Annotated in this window: 9 protein-coding genes; 4 read left to right on the top strand and 5 right to left on the bottom strand. The window is 52.7% G+C overall.

Annotation, left to right across the window (positions count from 1 at the left end; all coding sequences use genetic code 11):
- Window positions 1-12: 12 nt before the first annotated feature.
- Window positions 13-852 (top strand): ABC transporter ATP-binding protein, encoded by an 840-nt coding sequence (locus NDI52_RS11885; protein WP_190771562.1) that lies wholly within the window; start codon window positions 13-15, stop codon window positions 850-852.
- Window positions 853-1,071: 219 nt separating this feature from the next.
- Here NDI52_RS11885 and hisB read toward each other — a convergent pair whose 3' ends face one another.
- Together hisB and fabI are read right to left on the bottom strand one after the other, a co-directional pair.
- Window positions 1,072-1,707, bottom strand: a complete 636-nt coding sequence (gene hisB / locus NDI52_RS11880; protein ID WP_190771561.1) for an imidazoleglycerol-phosphate dehydratase HisB — start codon at window positions 1,705-1,707, stop codon at window positions 1,072-1,074.
- A gap of 217 nt (window positions 1,708-1,924) precedes the next feature.
- A complete protein-coding gene (gene fabI / locus NDI52_RS11875; protein ID WP_190771560.1) occupies window positions 1,925-2,701 on the bottom strand; it encodes an enoyl-ACP reductase FabI in 777 nt (258 codons plus the stop codon).
- Window positions 2,702-3,310: 609 nt separating this feature from the next.
- On the opposite strand from fabI, the gene ntcA reads away from it, so the two are divergent.
- The 3 genes from ntcA to NDI52_RS11860 all read left to right on the top strand — a co-directional run bounded on the left by ntcA (window position 3,311) and on the right by NDI52_RS11860 (window position 6,171).
- Window positions 3,311-3,982, top strand: coding sequence for a global nitrogen regulator NtcA (gene ntcA / locus NDI52_RS11870; RefSeq protein WP_190771559.1), 672 nt, complete (start codon window positions 3,311-3,313; stop codon window positions 3,980-3,982).
- A gap of 174 nt (window positions 3,983-4,156) precedes the next feature.
- Window positions 4,157-5,563: a DUF3084 domain-containing protein gene (locus NDI52_RS11865; protein ID WP_190771558.1), complete on the top strand. Its 1,407-nt coding sequence runs from the start codon at window positions 4,157-4,159 to the stop codon at window positions 5,561-5,563.
- Window positions 5,564-5,754: 191 nt separating this feature from the next.
- The gene (locus NDI52_RS11860; protein WP_190771557.1) at window positions 5,755-6,171 is read left to right on the top strand and encodes a pre-16S rRNA-processing nuclease YqgF; all 417 of its coding nucleotides are present in this window, start codon (window positions 5,755-5,757) and stop codon (window positions 6,169-6,171) included.
- 42 nt (window positions 6,172-6,213) lie between these two features.
- Here the strand turns inward: NDI52_RS11860 and NDI52_RS11855 are convergent, their stop codons facing one another.
- The 3 genes from NDI52_RS11855 to pyk form a co-directional block, all read right to left on the bottom strand.
- Window positions 6,214-7,599, bottom strand: coding sequence for an HlyD family type I secretion periplasmic adaptor subunit (locus NDI52_RS11855; protein WP_190771556.1), 1,386 nt, complete (start codon window positions 7,597-7,599; stop codon window positions 6,214-6,216).
- A gap of 194 nt (window positions 7,600-7,793) precedes the next feature.
- Window positions 7,794-16,082 carry a hypothetical protein gene (locus tag NDI52_RS11850; RefSeq protein ID WP_277874409.1) on the bottom strand — a complete coding sequence of 2,763 codons (8,289 nt, stop codon included), beginning with the start codon at window positions 16,080-16,082 and terminating at the stop codon, window positions 7,794-7,796.
- Window positions 16,083-17,356: 1,274 nt separating this feature from the next.
- Window positions 17,357-19,159 carry a pyruvate kinase gene (pyk, locus tag NDI52_RS11845; RefSeq protein ID WP_190771555.1) on the bottom strand — a complete coding sequence of 601 codons (1,803 nt, stop codon included), beginning with the start codon at window positions 19,157-19,159 and terminating at the stop codon, window positions 17,357-17,359.
- Between the last annotated feature and the right edge of the window lie 289 nt (window positions 19,160-19,448).

Below are 19,448 nucleotides of genomic sequence, written 5' to 3'. Positions count from 1 at the left end.
AGGAGTATTGCCATGACGCATTCTTTCACACAACTGCCCGTTGAGACCAATACCTCTTCTCAATCCCCGGCCTTTCTCGAAATCGAAAATCTCGTCAAGGCATTTCCAAATACTCATCGCGGACATACGGTGGTGCTCGATCAGATAAATCTGACGCTGGGAGAGCAGGAATTTGTTTCGATTGTGGGTCACTCTGGTTGCGGCAAATCCACGCTGTTACGCCTAGTAGCGGGTTTGGAAAAGCCAAGCTCAGGTAGCATTCGGCTGGAAGGGCAACCCATCCGCAAACCGGGTTCCGAGCGCATGATGGTGTTCCAGCAGTACTGCCTGCTGCCCTGGCTGACTGTCCGTCAGAACATTCGTCTGGCCGTAGATGAGGTGTTTGAAACCCTGCGGCCTGCTGAGAAGTCAGAGATTGTGAATGACCACCTGGCAATGGTAAACCTGACCGCCGCTGCCGATAAATACCCGGATCAATTATCGGGTGGGATGAAGCAGCGGGTTGGCATTGCCCGCGCTCTGGCAGTACGTCCAAAAATGTTACTGATGGATGAGCCTTTTGGTGCGCTCGATGCCCTCACCCGAGGTAAACTGCAACAGCAGGTGCTCAACATCTGGGAGAGCCAGCGGCAGGCGGTGATGATGATTACCCACGACATTGATGAAGCGATTTATATGAGCGATCGCATCATCCTGATGACCAATGGCCCCGCTGCCACTATTGGTGAAGTCATCGAAGTGCCATTCCCCCACCCCCGCAACCGTGACCAGATCCGCCACGACCCGCTGTATGGCGAGATCCACGCCCGTGCTCTGGATTTTCTTTATCACCGCTTCGACAAAAACGACTAAGTTTTCCGAAATCAAGACTTACCAAGTTGTAGCTTGAGTTTGGGGTAGTAGCCCTGACAACAACGAAGACTGTTGTTGGGTTTCTCACTCCTCTGCTCAACCTGTGACTTTCAATTTTCCCTGTGACGAGGGCGTGCTGCTTCACCAGTACGCCCTTTTCTTTTCTCTGCCCGAATCCGTAGCTGCAAAGCACCAACGGATTCGGGCGATAGGCTAACTTTAGAGGACGCCTTTGGAGCTGGGGATCGCATTGGCACGGCGAGGATCGATTTCAACGGCCATGCGGAGCGATCGCGCGAAGGCTTTGAAGGTCGCCTCGATGATGTGGTGAGAGTTAATCCCATCCAATTGGCGAATATGTAGGGTGAGTTGGGCGTGGTTGACGATCGCGACAAAAAACTCCCGTACTAACTGCGTGTCGTAGGTTCCAACCCGTTGCGTGGGGATCTCCAGCCCGTAGCTGAGGTGAGGGCGACCAGAAAAATCAAGGGCAACTTGCACTAAGGACTCGTCCAGGGGGGCGACAAAGTGGCCGAAGCGGGTAATGCCTTTGCGATCGCCCAATGCTTGCGCTAAAGCCATTCCCAACGTGATCCCCACATCCTCATTGGTGTGGTGGTCGTCGATGTGGGTGTCGCCTACAGCTCGTACATCCAGGTCAATTAACCCGTGAGAGGCAATCTGATCCAGCATGTGATCTAGGAAGGGAACGCCGGTTTCTGCGTGGCAGGTGCCCTGGCCGTCCAGGTTGAGGCTAACCTGTACGTCCGTTTCTTTTGTTTTGCGGCTGACGGAGGCGGTACGGGCAGGCCGGTCTAGATCAATAGCGGAGGATTGGCGATCGCGGGTTTGCATAGAAATCAGTTTCCAAAAAGCATTAGTTCAATTATTCCGCACGCTTTGTAAAGCGGCATGGCCGGTCCCAATTAGGAGGCGCAGAGCCTCCAGGGGGCATGGGTGTTAGGTATGACAATGGGGGGCGATCGCACTTCTAGAAATAGATTCTCGAGCTATTTAGAATCTATCTCCATTCCCCCTGCTCCCCTGCTCCCTTGGCCCCCTGTCTCAACACCTACATCCCCATAATCTCGTAACCCGAATCCACGTAGATAATCTGGCCTGTGATGCCACTTGCTAGAGGGCTACACAGAAATGCTGCAGCATTTCCGACCTCCTCTTGCGTAACTGTGCGGCGTAGAGGGGCAACCTCTTCTACATGACGCATCATATCTAGAATGCCACCGACTGCTGAGGAAGCCAGAGTGCGAATAGGTCCAGCGGAAATGCCGTTCACACGGATATTCTGGGGGCCCATCTCTGAGGCCAGGTAGCGCACATTCATTTCCAGTGCAGCCTTTGCCACCCCCATCATGTTGTAGTTAGGAATGACCTTCACACCGCCCAGGTAAGTCAAGGTCACGACAGAGCCACCCTCTGTCATCAGAGGCTTGGCAGCCCGGCACAGTTGCACCAGGGAGTAGGCACTGACTTCCATCGCCAGATTGAAGTTGCCTCGGGAGACATTGCTAAAGTCGCCAGTCAGGTCTTCTTTGTTGGCAAAGGCCAGGCAGTGAATCAGAATGTCAAGACGACCCCACTTGTCGCGCACGGTGTCGAAGGCGGCAACCACCTGCTCCTCGTTTTGAACGTCACAAGGAACAAAGATAGAGGGGTTCAAAGGCTCAACCAGCTCTCCCACCTTCTTTTCAAAACGGCCCTTCTCGTCGGGCAAATAGGTGATGCCAAGGTTGGCTCCCGCTTTGTGGAGTTGCTGGGCAATGCCCCAGGCGATGGAGCGGTTATTGGCAATGCCAGTTACGAGGGCATTTTTTCCAGTTAAATCCAGCATGGGAATGAGGAGGTATGGAATATAAAGCGCCCTTCAGAATACAAGAAAGAGGGATCGTCGCGATAGGGGGCGGAGAGGAGACTTCGGGAACTCGCTTTTCTGGCTGTCACATCAAGCCAGTAGTAAAGGGAAAGGTTGAGTGCTTTACGCCCAACCTTTCCCTTTACTACTGGCTGCGTACTTCACCCAATTCAGAGCCCTAATTTTGCCGCTAGAAAGCAGCAGCAAAATTTGATTTTTGGGTTGGGAGAGACATGAAATAACAAAGTGCTATGGAGAGATAGCTCATTGTTATTTAATCCGTTCAAAATTTAGTTTTAATAAAAGAATACACTCTGACGAGATATTATTCACTATTAAGTGAATCTCATGGTTCAGGTCTATGGCCTCTGTCTTCTGGCAAATAATGCGATCGCAGCCAATCTACGGCAATATTTTTGGGCACCAGGGGTGTAACTTGAGGTAGTTCGCTCTGTAACGTAATTTTCGATACAAAAACTAGCTCTAAAGTTAGTTTAAGTGTTCTAAAGTCATGATTCGGTCAACTTTTGCTGACTTGAAGCAGGATTTGATTAGCCCCCTCACTACGGTTTAGGCAGGACGAGAGGAATGGTTGTGGCACAAGATAAGCCTCTGGCGGATGTCTTTCGTCAATTAAGTGGTGGTGTTTTCCCGCCGATGGTGGAGACCTTCGACCGTGGCAAAACCATCTTCTTCCCCGGAGACCCGGCAGAGCGTGTGTACTTTTTGTTGAAGGGTGCAGTCAAATTGTCTCGGGTGTATGAAGCCGGGGAAGAGATCACCGTGGCGCTGCTACGGGAAAATAGTGTGTTTGGTGTGTTGTCACTGATTACTGGGCAGCGGGCCGATCGCTTTTACCATGCTGTCGCCTTTACCCCCGCAGAACTGTTGTCAGTGCCCATCGAACAGGTAGAAAAAGCCTTGAAAGAGCACCCAGAGCTATCTATGTTGATGCTAAAGGGTCTGTCATCTCGGATTTTGCAAACAGAAATGATGATTGAAACCCTGGCCCACCGGGATATGGGATCGCGATTGGTCAGCTTCCTGCTCATTCTCTGCCGGGATTTTGGCGTGCCGACCCCGGAGGGGATCACCATCGACCTGAAGTTGTCGCACCAGGCGATCGCCGAGGCCATCGGGTCTACCCGCGTCACCGTTACCCGCCTACTTGGGGAACTCCGGACGGACAAGATGATTTCAATCCACAAGAAAAAAATTACGGTTTACAACCCGGTGGCGTTGAGCCAGCAGTTTACGTAACCCAATTTTATGGAGGAGGGCTGTGAAACAACCCTCCTCCATAAAATTTTGTTTTTCGTTGAGGAAAGATGCACTGCACCCTTCCCTGACAGAGTCTCGTTTCACATCCCGTAATTACACGCAAAACACTCAGCAGAATGCAGTAGGCTGTAGCTGTATTAGACAGAGCCGGGAATGACCACGGGGCTTGTATTAATTGCAGCAATTTTGATTTTAGGGGCGGTAATTGCCACGGTGGGCGATCGCCTTGGGATGCGTGTAGGTAAAGCGCGTCTCAGTTTGTTCAACCTGCGGCCTCGGCAGACGGCCACCCTGATTACTATCCTGACGGGTATCGTGATTTCGGCGGTGACCTTTGGTATCTTGTTTGCGATCAGTGATCAGCTACGGACAGGGGTTTTTGAGCTGGAGCAGATTCAGGATGACCTGGCGACAGCTCGGGAACAGTTGGATCAGGCCCGTACGGAGCAGGAGGAGGTTCAGTCTGAGCGAGATTTGGCATTGAGACAACAGCAACAGGCGCGGCGGCGGCTTCAGGAGACAAATCGAGAGTTACAGCAGGCGATCGCCCAGAGCCAGGCTCGAGAGCAGCGGCTCAAGGAGACGAGCCAACGTCTAAGTTCCACCGAAGCTCAGCTGCAACAGGTAGATGCCAGCTTCCAGGAGGCCCGCGGGCTGCTCCAGAGCGTCACGCAACAGGCCCGTCAGTTACGCAGCGAGATCAACCAGTTGCAGCGCGATCGCAACCAGCAAATTGCCCAACGCGAACAGGAGATCGCCGAACGCGAACAGGAGATTGCCGAACGCGACCGTCAGATTGCCGAACGGGAAGCTCAGTTGAGTACGCTGGAAACTCAGCGCACAATTTTGACTCAGGCAATCGCAGATCTAGATCGCGAGTTCCAGGGGTTACGTCAGGGGAATGTGGCATTGCTTCGTAACCAGCCGTTGAGCGCGAATCTAGTCCGAATTGTTGACCCCGATAGTGCACCTCAGGTCGTGCGGGAGTTACTCCAAAACGCGAACCGGGCCGCTCTGCTACGGCTCATTCCGGGTACAACCACTGTCGATCGTCAGGTGTTAGCCGTCACCTCAAATCAGGTGGAGTCTTTGCTAAATCAATTGAGCGATCGCCAGGAATACGTCGTGCAGGTGCTCTCAGCGGGTAATTACGTGGTGGGAGAGCCCTGTATTTTGGCAGGGGAAGCGTGTATTCAAGTCTTTATTTCAACAGCATTGAATGAGTTGCTATTCCCCAGCAATGCCGTGTTGGCCAGTTCCAATCTTAGCCCTGAGCGGCTCACCGCAGCCCAGCTTACCGAGCAATACTATATTCTGATTCGCACCGCTCAATTCCGCATGCGTCAGGCCGGGGTGTTAACCGACACCCAGTTGCAAATCGCTGATGGGCAGCCCGAAACAGTCGGTCGCTTTTTCCAGGCGTTACAAGAACTGAGTGGTGTGGTCGAGGTGCAAGCCCGCTCTAGAACTCCGATCCTAACGGGTGGCCCTAACCCGATTGTGGTGAACCTGGTAGCCCGCCAAAATGGACAGGACCTTTTTAGTACAGAATCGTTTTAAGGCATGGCTGAATGGAGTATGGTTTTTGGGTGTGTGCGATCGTCGTTTTTACGCCCTTACAGCGCTTTTCAAGCGCTTAAAATCTGGTTGTTTTTGTGAGAGCCGCGCGGAGCGCGGCTCTCACAAAAACAACCGTGGCTGATTCAAGCGCAAAGCGTTGTAAAAAATTGTTGTCGCAAACATACCCGGCTATGACCGAAGCAAATCATTTCTATATTCTCGGATTTGACCCTGGCCGGGATAAGTGTGGTGTTGCCGTCCGAAGTGCCGCTGGGCTAATTGTCGAGCATCAGGTCATTCCGGCAGGAGAGGCGATCGCCATCCTCCAAACCCTTTGCCAGCGCTACCCCATTGCTCAAATTGTCTTAGGTAACCAGACGACTGCCAAGCAATGGCAGAGAGAGGTGCAACGGGCACTACCCGACATAGCGATCGCCCTGGTCGACGAACGCTACAGTACCCTGGAGGCGCGCGATCGCTACTGGCAGATGTACCCGCCCCAGGGCTTGCAAAAGCTAATGCCGCAGAGCTTACGCCAAATTTCCCGGCCGATTGACGACATCGTAGCGATTTTGTTAATTGAGCGGTATCTGCAAGCCCAGACATAAAAAGAGGGGGCTGACCAGTGTCAGCCCCCTCTTTTTATGAATTTAGCGAGTCTTGAAGGCTTCGTCGAAGCGACGGGTAATGGGTTCCATTAGGAAAGTCAGAACGGAGCGCTGGCGGGTTACGATTTCGGCAGTCGCAGCCATACCGGGTACCAGTTCTACATCGCGATCGCGCACCCGTACCACATTACGGCTGAGGCGAACTTGAGCCGAGAATACAGGCCCTAATTTTTCATCAATGGTGGCATTCGGGCTAACCCGAATGACTTCTCCTTCGATGGTGCCAAACTCCTGGAATGGAAACGTGGCCAGTTTCACCTTAGCTCGCATGCCCGGCTCAATAAAGCCGATGTCCCGGTTCAGTACCTTCACATCTAGCATCAGATTGCCACCCTCTGGCAGGATGGAGAGCAACTCTTCACCGGGTTGGGTGGTGCCTTCGGCCAAACTGGTACGCAGATTGTAGATGGTGCCATTAATAGGGGCGCGGATGACATCCTGATCCCCCTGGCGGGTGGCCTGCCGCAGTTGGCCCTCCACATTGCTCAGTTCTTCCCGGCGACGGGTCAGCTGGCTGAGAATTTCGCTCTGACGTTCAGAACCGAGACGGCTGACCGTATCCTGAGCACCCCGGAAGCCCTCTTCGGCTTGTCGGATCTGCTGTTGCTGAGCCGCAATATCTTGCTGTAAAGAGGCTACCTGGTCCTGAGCCTGGGTCAGGCGATCCTTGGCTTCCAAATAGTCAAAGCGAGGAACCGCGCCATTGCTGGGGTCGGCCAGTTCCCGCATGCCTGCCTCACGCTCCTGAGCATTGGTTAAGGTCGTTCGCGCATTGGCCAGGTTTTCTTGAAGCCGGACGAGACGGGTACGAGCTTCAGCGATCGCCGAAGCTTGCCGACTGGCTTCTGCCGCTGCCGTCCCCCGTTTGGCCTCATACTCCTGCAAGCGAGAAGCTAACAGTTGATCTTGAATCGGCGTACCAGAATCAGACTGCCCTGTGCGCTCTGCTTCCAGGCGAGCAATATCCTGGCGGATGAGCTTGGCAACCCCTTCCAACCGCTCTACCTCAGCATTGGAAACAGCCGCATCTTGTTCGATGAGAATATCGCCCTTTTGGACGCGATCGCCCTCCTTCACCAAAATGCGTTCAATCTGCCCTCCCTGGAGAGCCTGGACGGGACGGATTTGCTGACTGGGTACTAGCTCACCCTGGGTGACAGCGACCTCATCTACTTTACTGAAGTGTGCCCAGCCAATGGCACTGGCCACAATAACCGTGAGGCTACCCGCCAGCAGTCGTAGATAGAGCGGGGGCAATTCCTGAACGGCCTTGCCTAATTCATAGGAAAGATAGTCCTCCGGCGTGGCAAACTGCTGCCGCGTTTGTCGGGCTTGTGCCGGAGAGGACGGTCGAATGGAATCGGTCATGACAACCCTGTAAAAGTGGGGGATGGTTGTAAAAGGGCTGATATCTCGTAGGTCACACACGAAATATCAAGATTGGTGGAACGGTCGTAAAAAGAATTAATATCTCGTACGCATTGCGCACGAGATATCAGGGTGGGTGAAATGCCCATAAGCAGAGACTAATATGTCGTACGCCATGCGTACGACATATTCGCTTAGTCTCGAATCGTGAAGCTACCGGTTGTGATATCAGGGTTCCCCTGGAACTGGATGAAGGCGACAGCCGCACCGGCACCTGCTCCATCGGCATTGTAGAACAACTGATTGGAAGCAGAGCTGTAGATAATGACAGCACCCAGGGTATTAATCCCCGCTTCATCCGTGACGGAAGCAAACTCTGTTTCACCCAGGATGCCTGGGTCGTCTCCTCCAATGATGGCTCGGAAGGTCGTTTTATCGAGCACAATCGTATCTACAGTTTGCTGGAAGTCAGTAATCACGTTCAGCCCTACGTCAGCGGCCTGGAACAGGCGCTGAGAGTCGAACACGAATTGGTCGTTTCCAATGCCACCTGTCAGGGTATCGTTGCCGACACCACCATTGATAACATCATTGCCCTGACCGCCATTCATGGTGTCATTGCCGTCATTGGCACCAATTTGCGTACCAGTGTTCGCTTCCCCAAGCAATGTATCATCGCCATTGCCGCCAAGCAGTGTATCATCCGCTCCAAGGCCCCTCAAGAGGTTGGCTCCAGCGTTTCCAGTGATGCTATTGGCAGAGGCATTACCTGTCCCATCAATCGCATTGCTTCCTGCCAAAGTCAGGTTCTCGATGTTCGTTAGCAGAGGAGTAGACAGGTCGTAGGACAAGGTAGAAACAATCTCATCACTAGTACCTGTTCCGAGTTCCAGAATCGTGTCGGCAGCGTTATCGATGTAGTAAGTATCGTTGCCGTCTCCACCGACCATTTCATCGTTTCCGATCCCACCATCCAGCAGGTTATTGCCACTATTACCTTCAATGCGGTTGTTTTCCCCATTACCGATTCCCGTGAAGTTGCCTGTACCAATCAGCACCAGGTTTTCCAGGTTGGCCCTGAGGGTGTAGCTACCGAGCGATCGCACGGTGTCAGTTCCAGCGCTAGCGACTTCATTGATACTGTCTTCGTTGTTGCCGCTAATAATATAGGTGTCATTGCCCTGCCCACCTTCTAGCGTATCCCGACCATCAGGGGCTCCGGTGGTTTCATTGACTCCCCCATCCAGAATGTTGCTGCCAGCATTGCCGATGATGTAGTTGTTGAGGCTATTCCCTCGGCCTGTTAGCGCCTCACTACCAGTTATCCCTGTCAGAGTAAGGTTTTCCAGGTTATCCCCTAAGGTGAAGGAGCGGGATGAAATGACCTGATCTGTGCCTGCATTAAGCAGTTCAGTTAGGGTTTCATCATCGCCATCAACAAAATAGGTATCGTTGCCCAGGCCACCCTCCATCACGTCATCCCCGGTACCGCCGTCCAGAAGGTCATTGCCACCGTTGCCTTTGAGGGTATCAACCCCTCCAAGACCTAATAGGACGTTGTTGCCATTGTTGCCAATGATGGTGTTGAGTCGGTTATTTCCAGTACCGTTCAGGGCTTCGGTACCGGTGGCCCCTGTCAGCGTCAAGTTCTCAACGAAGTCTGACAGAGTGTAGGTGACACTGGAGATGACATCATCTACGCCACCCGTGCTCAACTCCTCAATCTTGTCGGCAGCATCGTCCACTACGTAGGTGTCGTTGGCGGCTCCGCCGCGCAAAGTATCAATGCCAGCACCACCATCCAACCGGTTTGTACCTGCGTTACCCACGATAAGGTTGGCCAGACCATTACCAGTACCGTTGATATTGAGGTTGGGAGCGTCTTCAACCAGAATCAGGTTTTCCAGGTTGTTGCCCAGGGTATAGGTCGCGCTAGAGCGAACTTCATCCAGGCCACCACCAATTGCCTCTGTAATTTGCTCAGCCGTATTATCCACGATGAACGTATCGTTACCGCTGCCCCCCGTGAAGACGTCCTGGCCGGCACCTCCATTGAGGAAGTCGTCGCCATCCCCTCCGCCCAGTACGTTGATGCCCTCATTCCCGAGAATGGTATTGTTCAGGTTGTTACCGTTACCGTTGATATTCCCGGCGTTCAGCTCCAATACCAGGTTTTCCAGGTTAGCTCCCAGGGTGAAGGTAACTCGAGAATTGACGGTATCAGTGCCCTGATTGGCTACTTCTTCAATCAGGTCATTTAAGTCAACAATGATGTAAGTGTCATCACCACCACCACCACGCAGGGTGTCGTTACCAGCTGCACCATCAATACGATTGTTCAGGCTGTTTCCGGTAATAACGTTGGCTAAGGTGTTACCTGTGGCATTGAGGGCAGTAGGCTCTCCTTCAAGTAGGGTGAGGTTTTCAACGTTATTGCCGCTGGTACTGAGGTCGAACGTGATAGCGGAACGAATCAGATCAATACCAGCGTTAGCCGCTTCTACAATCTGGTCACCTGCTTCACTGACCACATAGGTGTCATTGCCAAGACCACCTTCCAGGCTGTCAACCCCATCACCACCATCCAGTAAGTTGTTGCCTGCGTTACCCAGAATGGTGTTGCTGAAGCCGTTACCGATGCCATCGATATTAACGGCTCCTCCCAACAACCGGAGGGTTTCAATTTCACTGTCATCGGCCAGGGCGTAGGAGACGGTGGTATTAACCACGTCATTGCCCTCACCGGGGTTATCAGTGACAACATCGGCAGAGTCATCGACGGTGTAGGTGTCATTGCCAATGCCACCAATCATCGTGTCAATCCCGGCACCGCCGTCCAGGGTGTCATTGCCACCCCGACCTTCCATGCGGTTGTTACCCTCGTTCCCCAGAATGACGTTATCAACCGCGTTACCAATGCCGTTGATATCTCCCGCTCCAGCAATCAGGGTCAGGTTTTCGATGTTGTTCCCCAGAGTCAGGGTTGCAGCACTGGATTGAACGGTGTCAATGCCATCATCAGTATCTGCTTCTGATACCACATCCCCACTGGCGTTGACGACATAGGTGTCATTGCCCAAGCCGCCGCTCATGGTGTCGTTGCCAATGCCGCCGTCTAAGGAGTCATTGCCTGCGTTGCCAATAATGGTGTCATTACCACCCCGCCCTTCCAATATGTTGTTTTGAGCGTTGCCTGTAATAACGTTGTTGGCGTCGTTGCCAATTCCTCGGATAGCGTTGCCCAGGAGAGTCAGGTTATCGATGCCGTTGAAGGCTGGACCACTGAGATCGATATCAGTGAAAGACTCGACCAAATCACCTGTGCTGGCTCCAGTTTCCTCAATCACATCGAGAGGACTGTCGATCACGTAGGTGTCGTTGCCCTCGCCCCCAATCAGGGTGTCGTTGCCTGCACCCCCAACCAGGCTGTCAGCACCTGCGCCTCCCTCCAGGCGATCGTTCCCAGCCAAGCCATCGAGAACGTTGTTGGCAGCGTTGCCCAGAATAATATTGCCGAGAGCGTTGCCGGTGCCGTTAGCCGCGCTACCTGCCAGGGTCAGATTTTCGATAGCCTGACGACCTGTAACATTAAGGCTAAAGCTAACCTGGCTAACGACCAGATCGGTACCGCCGTTGTCCGCTTCGCTGACAACGTCGCCAGCTACATCGACCAGGAAGGTATCATCTCCCGCTCCCCCGGTCATGGTGTCAGCACCGATGCCCCCGTCGAGGAGGTCATTCCCGCCTGCACCTGTGAGGGTATCGGCTCCACCCAAACCTCGCAGCTCATTATTGGCGTCGTTGCCAATGATGGTGTTGTCGAGGGTATTCCCGGTACCGCTGATGGCGGCGTTGCCCGTTAGAGTCAGGTTTTCAAAGTTGGTGCCCAACTCCCAGTTCACGGCAGATTGCACCAGATCAATGCCGCCGGTGGCATTGGCTTCAACCACAACATCGGATTCGATGTTAACGACATAGGTGTCGTTGCCATCACCGCCGACCATGGTGTCGCTGCCTTCGCCACCGTCTAAACTATCGGCACCACCACCCCCTTCAAGGGTGTCATTTCCGAGCAGACCGCGCAGGACGTTGGCTTCAGAGTTGCCACGAATCACGTTATCCAATTCGTTGCCCGTCCCGTTGATGGGGCCGGAACCCTCCAGCAGGATCAGATTTTCCAGGTTGTTGCCCAGGGTGTAGGTGAAGCTAGACTCGACGGTATCGGTACCGGCTCCGACGTCTTCTGTGACGACATCTCCGGTTCCGACGACATAAGTGTCGTTGCCTGCACCCCCCAGTAGGGTATCAGCGGCTCCATCTCCGGCTCCACCGATGAGGCGATCGTTGCCTTCTCGACCTTCCAGGCGATCGCTTCCCCCTTGACCATCCAGCACGTTATTCTGGTCGTTGCCCAAAATAGTGTTGGCGTTGGCATTTCCTGTACCGTTGGTGGCATTGCCTGTCAGCGTCAGGTTGTCCAACCCTGTGCGGTTGTTGCCGCTCATGTCAAAGTTAACGGAGGACACAACCAGGTCAATGCCTGTGTTGGCCGTCACCTCGATGACGTCGTCGCCTACATCATCAATCAGGTAAGTATCATTGCCGTTACCGCCGCTGAGGGTGTCGGCTCCAAGGCCTCCGTCGAGGCTATCGTTGCCGTTGCTGCCACTGAGGGTGTCATTGCCCTCGCCCCCGTCCAGGGTATCGTTTCCGTCGCCTCCTTCCAGGAAGTCATTGCCGGCCAGGCCCTGCAAATTGTTGTTGTTGCTATTGCCCAGAATAATGTTGTCACTGGCGTTACCAATCCCAGTGATGGCGGCCCCTTCCTGTAGGCTCAGATTTTCCAAATTAGCTGTGAGGGTATAGCTCAACAGAGCCGACTCAACGGTGTCGATCCCGCTTGCATCGTCGGCTTCGTCAACGACATCACCCGCTTCGGTGACGCTGTAGGTGTCATTGCCGTCGCCACCCACCATGGTATCTGTGCCCGCACCCCCGATCAGGCGATCGTCTCCGGCTCCACCTTCCAGGCGATCGTTGCCATCTAGACCCCGCAGCTCGTTGTTGAGGTTGTTACCAAGAATGATGTTGTTGGCCGCGTTACCAGTCCCCGTGGTAGCGGGGCCAATCAGAGTGAGGTTTTCCAGGGTGGCCGCGAGCGTGTAGTTGAAATTCGCTTCAACGGTGTCAATGCCACCGTTGGCCGCTTCAACGATGACGTCGGTGCTGTCGACGACAACGAACGTATCGTTTCCGGCACCGCCCACGAGGCTGTCAGTTCCAAGACCACCGATGAGGCGATCGCTCCCGGCTCCCCCCTCCAGAGTGTCATTTCCGGCGCCGCCATTCAGGATGTTGTCCAGCGCATTGCCCACAATCCGGTTATTGTTAGCGTTGCCTGTACCCTCAGTGGCTGCACCTGTGAGGATTAAGTTTTCGACATTGGTGAAGGCGGGCTGGCTCAGGTCAAAGTTAAAGGCGGCTTCGATGGTATCGCCTGTACTGGTTCCTGTTTCATTGACCGTATCCTCGGAGTCAACAAGAACGTAGGTATCATCGCCTTCGCCGCCATCGAGGATATCGGTACCCTCTCCTCCTATCAGGCGATCGTTCCCGAGTCCTCCCGAGATGGTGTCATTTCCGGCACCACCATTCAGAACGTTATTGCCATTATTGCCCAGGATTGTGTTGGCAACCTCGTTGCCCGTACCGTTGATGTTCCCGGTTCCTTCCAGGGTGAGGTTTTCCAGGTTGGCTCCCAGGGTGTAATCCTGAGCTGAAGAGCGAACCAGATCGACCCCTCCGCCTGCCAACTCTGTAATAACATCGTTAGTGCTGTCGATGACAAAGGTGTCGTTCCCTTCGCCGCCGATCAACGTGTCGACACCCCCACCACCGTTGAGGACGTTATTTCCTTCATTCCCGGTGATGACATTATTAGAGGTATTTCCAACCCCGTTGATGTTGCCGGCCTCTGCGACCAGAGTAAGGTTTTCTAAGTTAGGGCTGAGGGTAAAGGAGCCAGTAGCAAAAACGACATCCAGGCCTTCGCTGGCATTTTCTGTGATCGTGTCACCAGCGGTTACAAAGTAGGTATCATTGCCTGCACCACCGGTGAGCTGGTTGGTGCCTGCTTCACCGTTGAGCTGATCATCCCCTGTGCCGCCGAGAAGGGTATCATTGCCCAGGCCGCCCGTGATGATGTCGTTGCCTGCACGACCATCCAGGATGTTGTTGCCATCATTGCCAATAATTCGGTTGGCAACGTCACTTCCTGTTCCATTAATATTGGCGGTGCCCGTCAGGGTCAGGTTTTCAATGTTGTTACCAATGGTGAAAGTGCCGCTTGTTCCGGTGAAGGTTACCACCACCGAATCGATGCCACTACCTGGGGCTTCTACTGCGCTGTCACCAACATTGTCAAATAGATACGAATCGTTGCCGGCACCCCCCTGCATGGTATCGGCCCCGGCTCCACCATCCAGGGTGTCATTACCTGCTCCACCAAAGAGGTTATTGCTGCCTGAATTTCCTGTGATCTGGTTAGCGAGGTCGTTTCCTGTGCCGCTGATGTTGCCAGTACCGGTCAATGTCAAGTTTTCAACTTGCTGGCCGTTGGTGCTCAGGTTGAAGGTGACGCTGGAATTAACCAGATCAACTCCTTGTCCAGCCAGCTCGATCACGACATCGGTGGTGTCTTGGACGTTAAAGGTATCATCGCCCAGGCCCCCTTGCAGGGTATCGGTACCCGTGCCACCGATGAGCGAATCGTTTCCGGCTCCCCCAAAAATGGAATCGTTCCCGGCGGCCCCATCCAGAATATTGTTGCCCTCGTTGCCGAGGATGGTGTTGGCAAGATTGTTTCCTGTACCGCTGATATTGTCGGTACCCGTCAGAGTCAGGCTTTCAATGTTGTTAGCGATGGTGTAGGAAATATTGCTGCTGACCGTATCGACACCGCCGCCTACATCCTCTGTAACGACATCTCCGGCTTCTGTAACGACATAGGAATCGTTGCCCAAGCCACCCACCAGGGTATCCTCGCCTGTCCCGCCATTTAAGGTATCGTTACCTGCCCCACCAATCAGACTATCGTTACCCTCCAGGCCGAACAGGTTGTTGTTGCCACTATTGCCTGTAATGATGTTGTTAAGGTCGTTCCCGCTACCGGCATTGTTCGCGGTGCCAGTCAGAGTGAGGTTTTCGACGTTGCCCGCCAGAGAATACGACAGTAACGAGGTCAGTACGGTATCAACGCCTTCCCCACCGCTTTCCAGTACCACATCCTGGAGGCTATCCAGAATATATGAATCATTGCCGCCGCCGCCACTCAGGGTGTCGTTGCCACTTCCCCCATCGAGGGCATCGTTGCCATCTTCTCCAAATAAAGCGTTGTTACCATCGTTGCCTATGATGGTATTCGCCAGGGCATTACCGGTTCCAGTGAAGTTGCCGGTGCCTAACAGGATAAGATTTTCGACATTATCGCCAAGAGTGTAGCTAAATGCAGCCCGCACCAGATCGACGCCATTATCTGCAGCTTCTACAACAATGTCGTTAACAGTATCCAGAATGAAGGTATCGTTGCCGTCTCCCCCAACGAGAGAATCGATACCAGTGCCTCCGTTCAGGCTGTCATTACCATCACCACCATCCAGGGTATCGTTGCCCTCGCCGCCAACCAGGACGTCATTCCCTCCCAATCCACTCAGGCTATTGGCTCCGCTGTTGCCAGTAATGGTATTTGCAGTGTCGCTGCCTGTCACTACCAGGTTGCTGACCCCAAGTAGGGTAATGGTTTCCACCTCAGCGGTGACAGAAAGGGTATAGGAAACGGAGGTTTGCAGTGTGTCCGTGCCGCCATTGGCGACCTCGACGATAGTATCGCCCGCACTGTTGACGATATAAAGGTCGTTTCCTGCCCCCCCGGCCATCTGGTCGTCGCCAAGATTGCCGTTCAAGGTGTCATTGCCCGCATCACCTGCCAGCACATCATTCCCGCTGCCACCATCCAGGGAATCGTTGCCAAGGCCACCCTGCAAAGTATCGGCTCCGATACCTCCAACTAGGCGATCGCGGCCATCACCCCCAGAGAGATTATCATTACCGGCGCCCCCTGTAAGGATGTTGTTGCCAGCATTGCCGAAAATAATGTTGTTGAGGCTGTTCCCCGTTCCGTTGATGTTGGCTGTTCCCAACAGAGTTAAATTTTCAAAGTTGTTGCGTAGGGTATAGGAGATGCTGGCGCGCACCATGTCAACACCTGCGTTGGCGTTTTCAGTGACGACATCCCCAGCGTTGTCCACTACATAGGTATCATTTCCGACACCCCCTAACATGGTATCGGCACCACCGCCTCCATCCAGTAGATCGTTGCCCCGATCATCAACCAGGCGATCGCTCCCCAACAACCCAAAAATCAGGTCATTGGCAGTAGTTCCCTGGAGATTGTTGTTTCCGGATGTACCTCTGATCGTCGCCATGACAAATTAACCCCTCAAGACAGATCTGACTGGATAGTGTTTGGAAGATTTAATTAGTAGCAGAGAAATAATGCTTGGGCTGGACACTTCCCTATTGCATAGTGATGACTTTAGTAAGAGTTTCCCTGACGGTCAGGATCACCCCATTAAACATGAGATTTTGGGTTTCGGAGCAGTTTTTTATGAACTTCTTGTCCGCTTTTAGGGACTGAATTCCTGCCCCAGAGAAACAAACATACGTCTTTGAGAAACATGGCGTAATGCTGACTACAGCCAATATAGGGAGCCACACAATGGGCTAAAACTAGGGTTGTTTAATTGCATCTTCTAGAGCAATAGGAGGAAACGTCAGCAACGATTTATTGAATTGTGATTGACATTCTTTACTATGCAAACTTTTCTGAATTGAGCAGACAGCTTGCATTCTCCCACCCTAATGTTTGGGGTTAGCGTACCCAAATGCTCTAGAAAAATTACAGGTTTAAAGATTTATCTTGAAAATGATGGCTTAACCGACCTGAAGCATTGCTAAAACCCTTCAAGGACAATTACGTTAGGTTTAAACCCTCTTTATTTTGACGTACAAAACCCATTTTCAACGAAAGACTCTGTAAAACAAAAAATTTGCGATTTCTTTATTTTCCTACCTACGTATACTCAAACCTTGTACCCTAGCAAACCTAAACTCAAACTCTTATTTTGCTGTCCTAAAGCGATGCAGAATGAGGGTTTGGATTTTAGTTCATACAGGTATATGAATTACGTACTTCCCCAGAACTCCAAGCAAAAATCGTGAATTTTGCGCTAAAACGGGAGAAAAATCACAATTTTTGATGCTACTGAAAGCTGAAGTAACCTAATCTTGCACTTCTCCAAACCAGCATCTAGAAACCCACTTTGAACAGCGTGGGTGTAGTCCACTTCACCCTTCAAAAATTATGTGGGATTCCTGCGTTGGGTAGGACGGAAGAAGGATAGGCCAGAAGAAGGAGAAAGTAGTGTGGTGTACGGTTCGTTGCTCCTAGCGCAGCAAAACCGTGCGTGGTTCTAGTAACGATGCTTAACTAAGGCTCCGTAAAAACCGAGGTGTGCGTAATTTTGCATTCAGTATCTTTAAAAATAGAGCCCCCCTTCTGTCACCGAATGCAACGGCAAAAGGGGGGCTGAGTTCTAGGGCTTGCTTTAAAGCCCTCTGGAAAGGTTTTTTCGTGTACTTGGCGTACGGAAAAGACAGCTAAAACAGACCCTAGTGCATAGTTATCTTCAGTTCATATTTAGGCTTCAATGCGAGCAGGCAGCACTAAATCTGCAGGGACAACTCCCGGAGAACCTGAGAAGACAAGACCCCGCTGCATATCCAGAGTCAAGAGGGTACCATCGCGAATGACTTCAGTGGCATTCTTAAAGCCGACAATGACTGGAACACCCAGTCGTAACCCGATGACGGCTGCATGGCTCGTTAGGCTATCGTCCTCCGTGACGATGCCTGAGGCTTTCCGAATGGCTTCTACATAGTCAGCGCTAGTGTTGGATACCACTAAAATTTCGCCGGGGTTGAAGTTGCTGACTTCCTTGCTGCTACGGGCTACACGAGCACGGCCACTGACAGAACCCTGACCGATGCCGATGCCCTTGCCCAGTACGGCAGTAACCACATCAACTTTAATCAGGTCAGTAGAACCTGCCACACCTTGCAGGGTTCCGGCAGTCATCACCACCAGCTCTCCTTCAAAGAGGAGTTGTTTCTCTTGGGCCACGTTAAGAGCAGCCTGGAAGGTTTGCCCCGTAGACGGCAGGTCTAGCACCAACAATGGGCGCACCCCCCATACCAGTTGTAACTGGCGAGCCACATCAACGTGAGGCGTAATCGCCAGGATTGGGGTGCGGGGGCGGAATTTTGATACGTTGCGAGCCGTTGCCCCGGTTTTTGTGAGGGTCATGATAGCTGCGGCCCGAAGCTGCTCGGCAATATTCCCTACAGCCTGACTAATAGCATTGGGAATGGAATGACTGGAGGTGTTGTCATTTAAGTTGCGAGCCAGGCTCTGCTCTTGCTCGATACGCACAGCAATGCGGGCCATGGTTTCGACAGCCTGCACGGGGTATTGACCCACGGCAGTTTCGTTAGAAAGCATGACTGCATCCGTGCCATCCAGGATGGCGTTGGCTACATCGGAAATTTCGGCACGGGTAGGACGAGCATTGCTCACCATGCTGTCGAGCATTTGGGTGGCAGTAATGACTGGGATGCCTAAACGGTTGGCGGTGCGAATCAGTCGCTTTTGAAGAATGGGTACATCCTCCGCGGGCAGCTCAACCCCCAGGTCTCCCCGAGCAACCATGACACCGTCACAGATGGAGAGCACCGCTTCCATTTGTTCGATCGCCTCGTGTTTCTCAATCTTGGCGATCACCGGTACATTTTTTCCGGCGCTGGAGATCAGTTCTTTGACTTCCAGTACATCCTGCGGATTACGAACAAAGCTCAGGGCAACCCAATCGACTCCCTGATCCAGACCGAACATTAAATCGGTCTTATCCTTGTCAGTCAGGGCTTTGATGGAGAGGTAGACGCCAGGAAAATTGACTCCTTTGTTGTTGGAGAGTACACCACCAACCGTTACCCGGCAGTGCAGCTCTCGTTTAACGGGGTCTACCTTTTCGACCCGCATTTCGACCCGACCATCATCTAACAGAATGATGGCACCTTCGGGGACTTCATCAGCTAGGGGGTCGTAGGTGACACAGCTGATCTCCTGAGTACCCGGACAGAGATTGCTGGTGAGAATGTAGGGATCACCCTTTTGTAGAGTGATAGGGCCATCCTGAAACTTACCCAGACGAATCTTTGGGCCTTGCAGGTCTTGCAGGATGCCGACCGGCTGATTCAGTTCAAAGGAAATCTGGCGGATCAGGCGAATATTGCGCTGGTGATCCTCATGAGTACCGTGGGAAAAGTTGAGGCGAAGAGTCGTTGCGCCCGCCAGAATCAGACTTCGCAGAACTTCTGGGCTGCTGGTGGCCGGGCCGATGGTCGCTACAATTTTGGTACGTCGCAGAGAGTGATGAAAAGACATGGGATTCCAGAAGTCTATGGCGAGTGGGTTGGAGAAGAATCCAAACCCGGTTTAGTTCGTTATGCAGAAGGACGCCCAGGAGTCCTAAAAATTTTAGCTAGATATAAGAATTGGAAAAAAGAGATTAGAAAAGAGTGGATACGGTTGTACCATCATCCATTAGTAAGAATTCCCGTGAGCAACAGGGATAGTACCATGTTTGGTTGCCCTGTTTAGCAGCACTCGCTGGGATCTGCCTGGTTCTAGGCCAAGTCTGTTTCGGCAATCCGAATCATACCCCGGCTCTAGG

Origin of the sequence: Leptolyngbya sp. PL-A3 (assembly GCF_039962325.1) — a bacterium.
Taxonomy (GTDB): domain Bacteria; phylum Cyanobacteriota; class Cyanobacteriia; order Elainellales; family Elainellaceae; genus Vacuolonema.
Note: the sequence above shows the minus strand (reverse complement) of the source record. Positions and strands in the feature narration are given on the sequence as shown.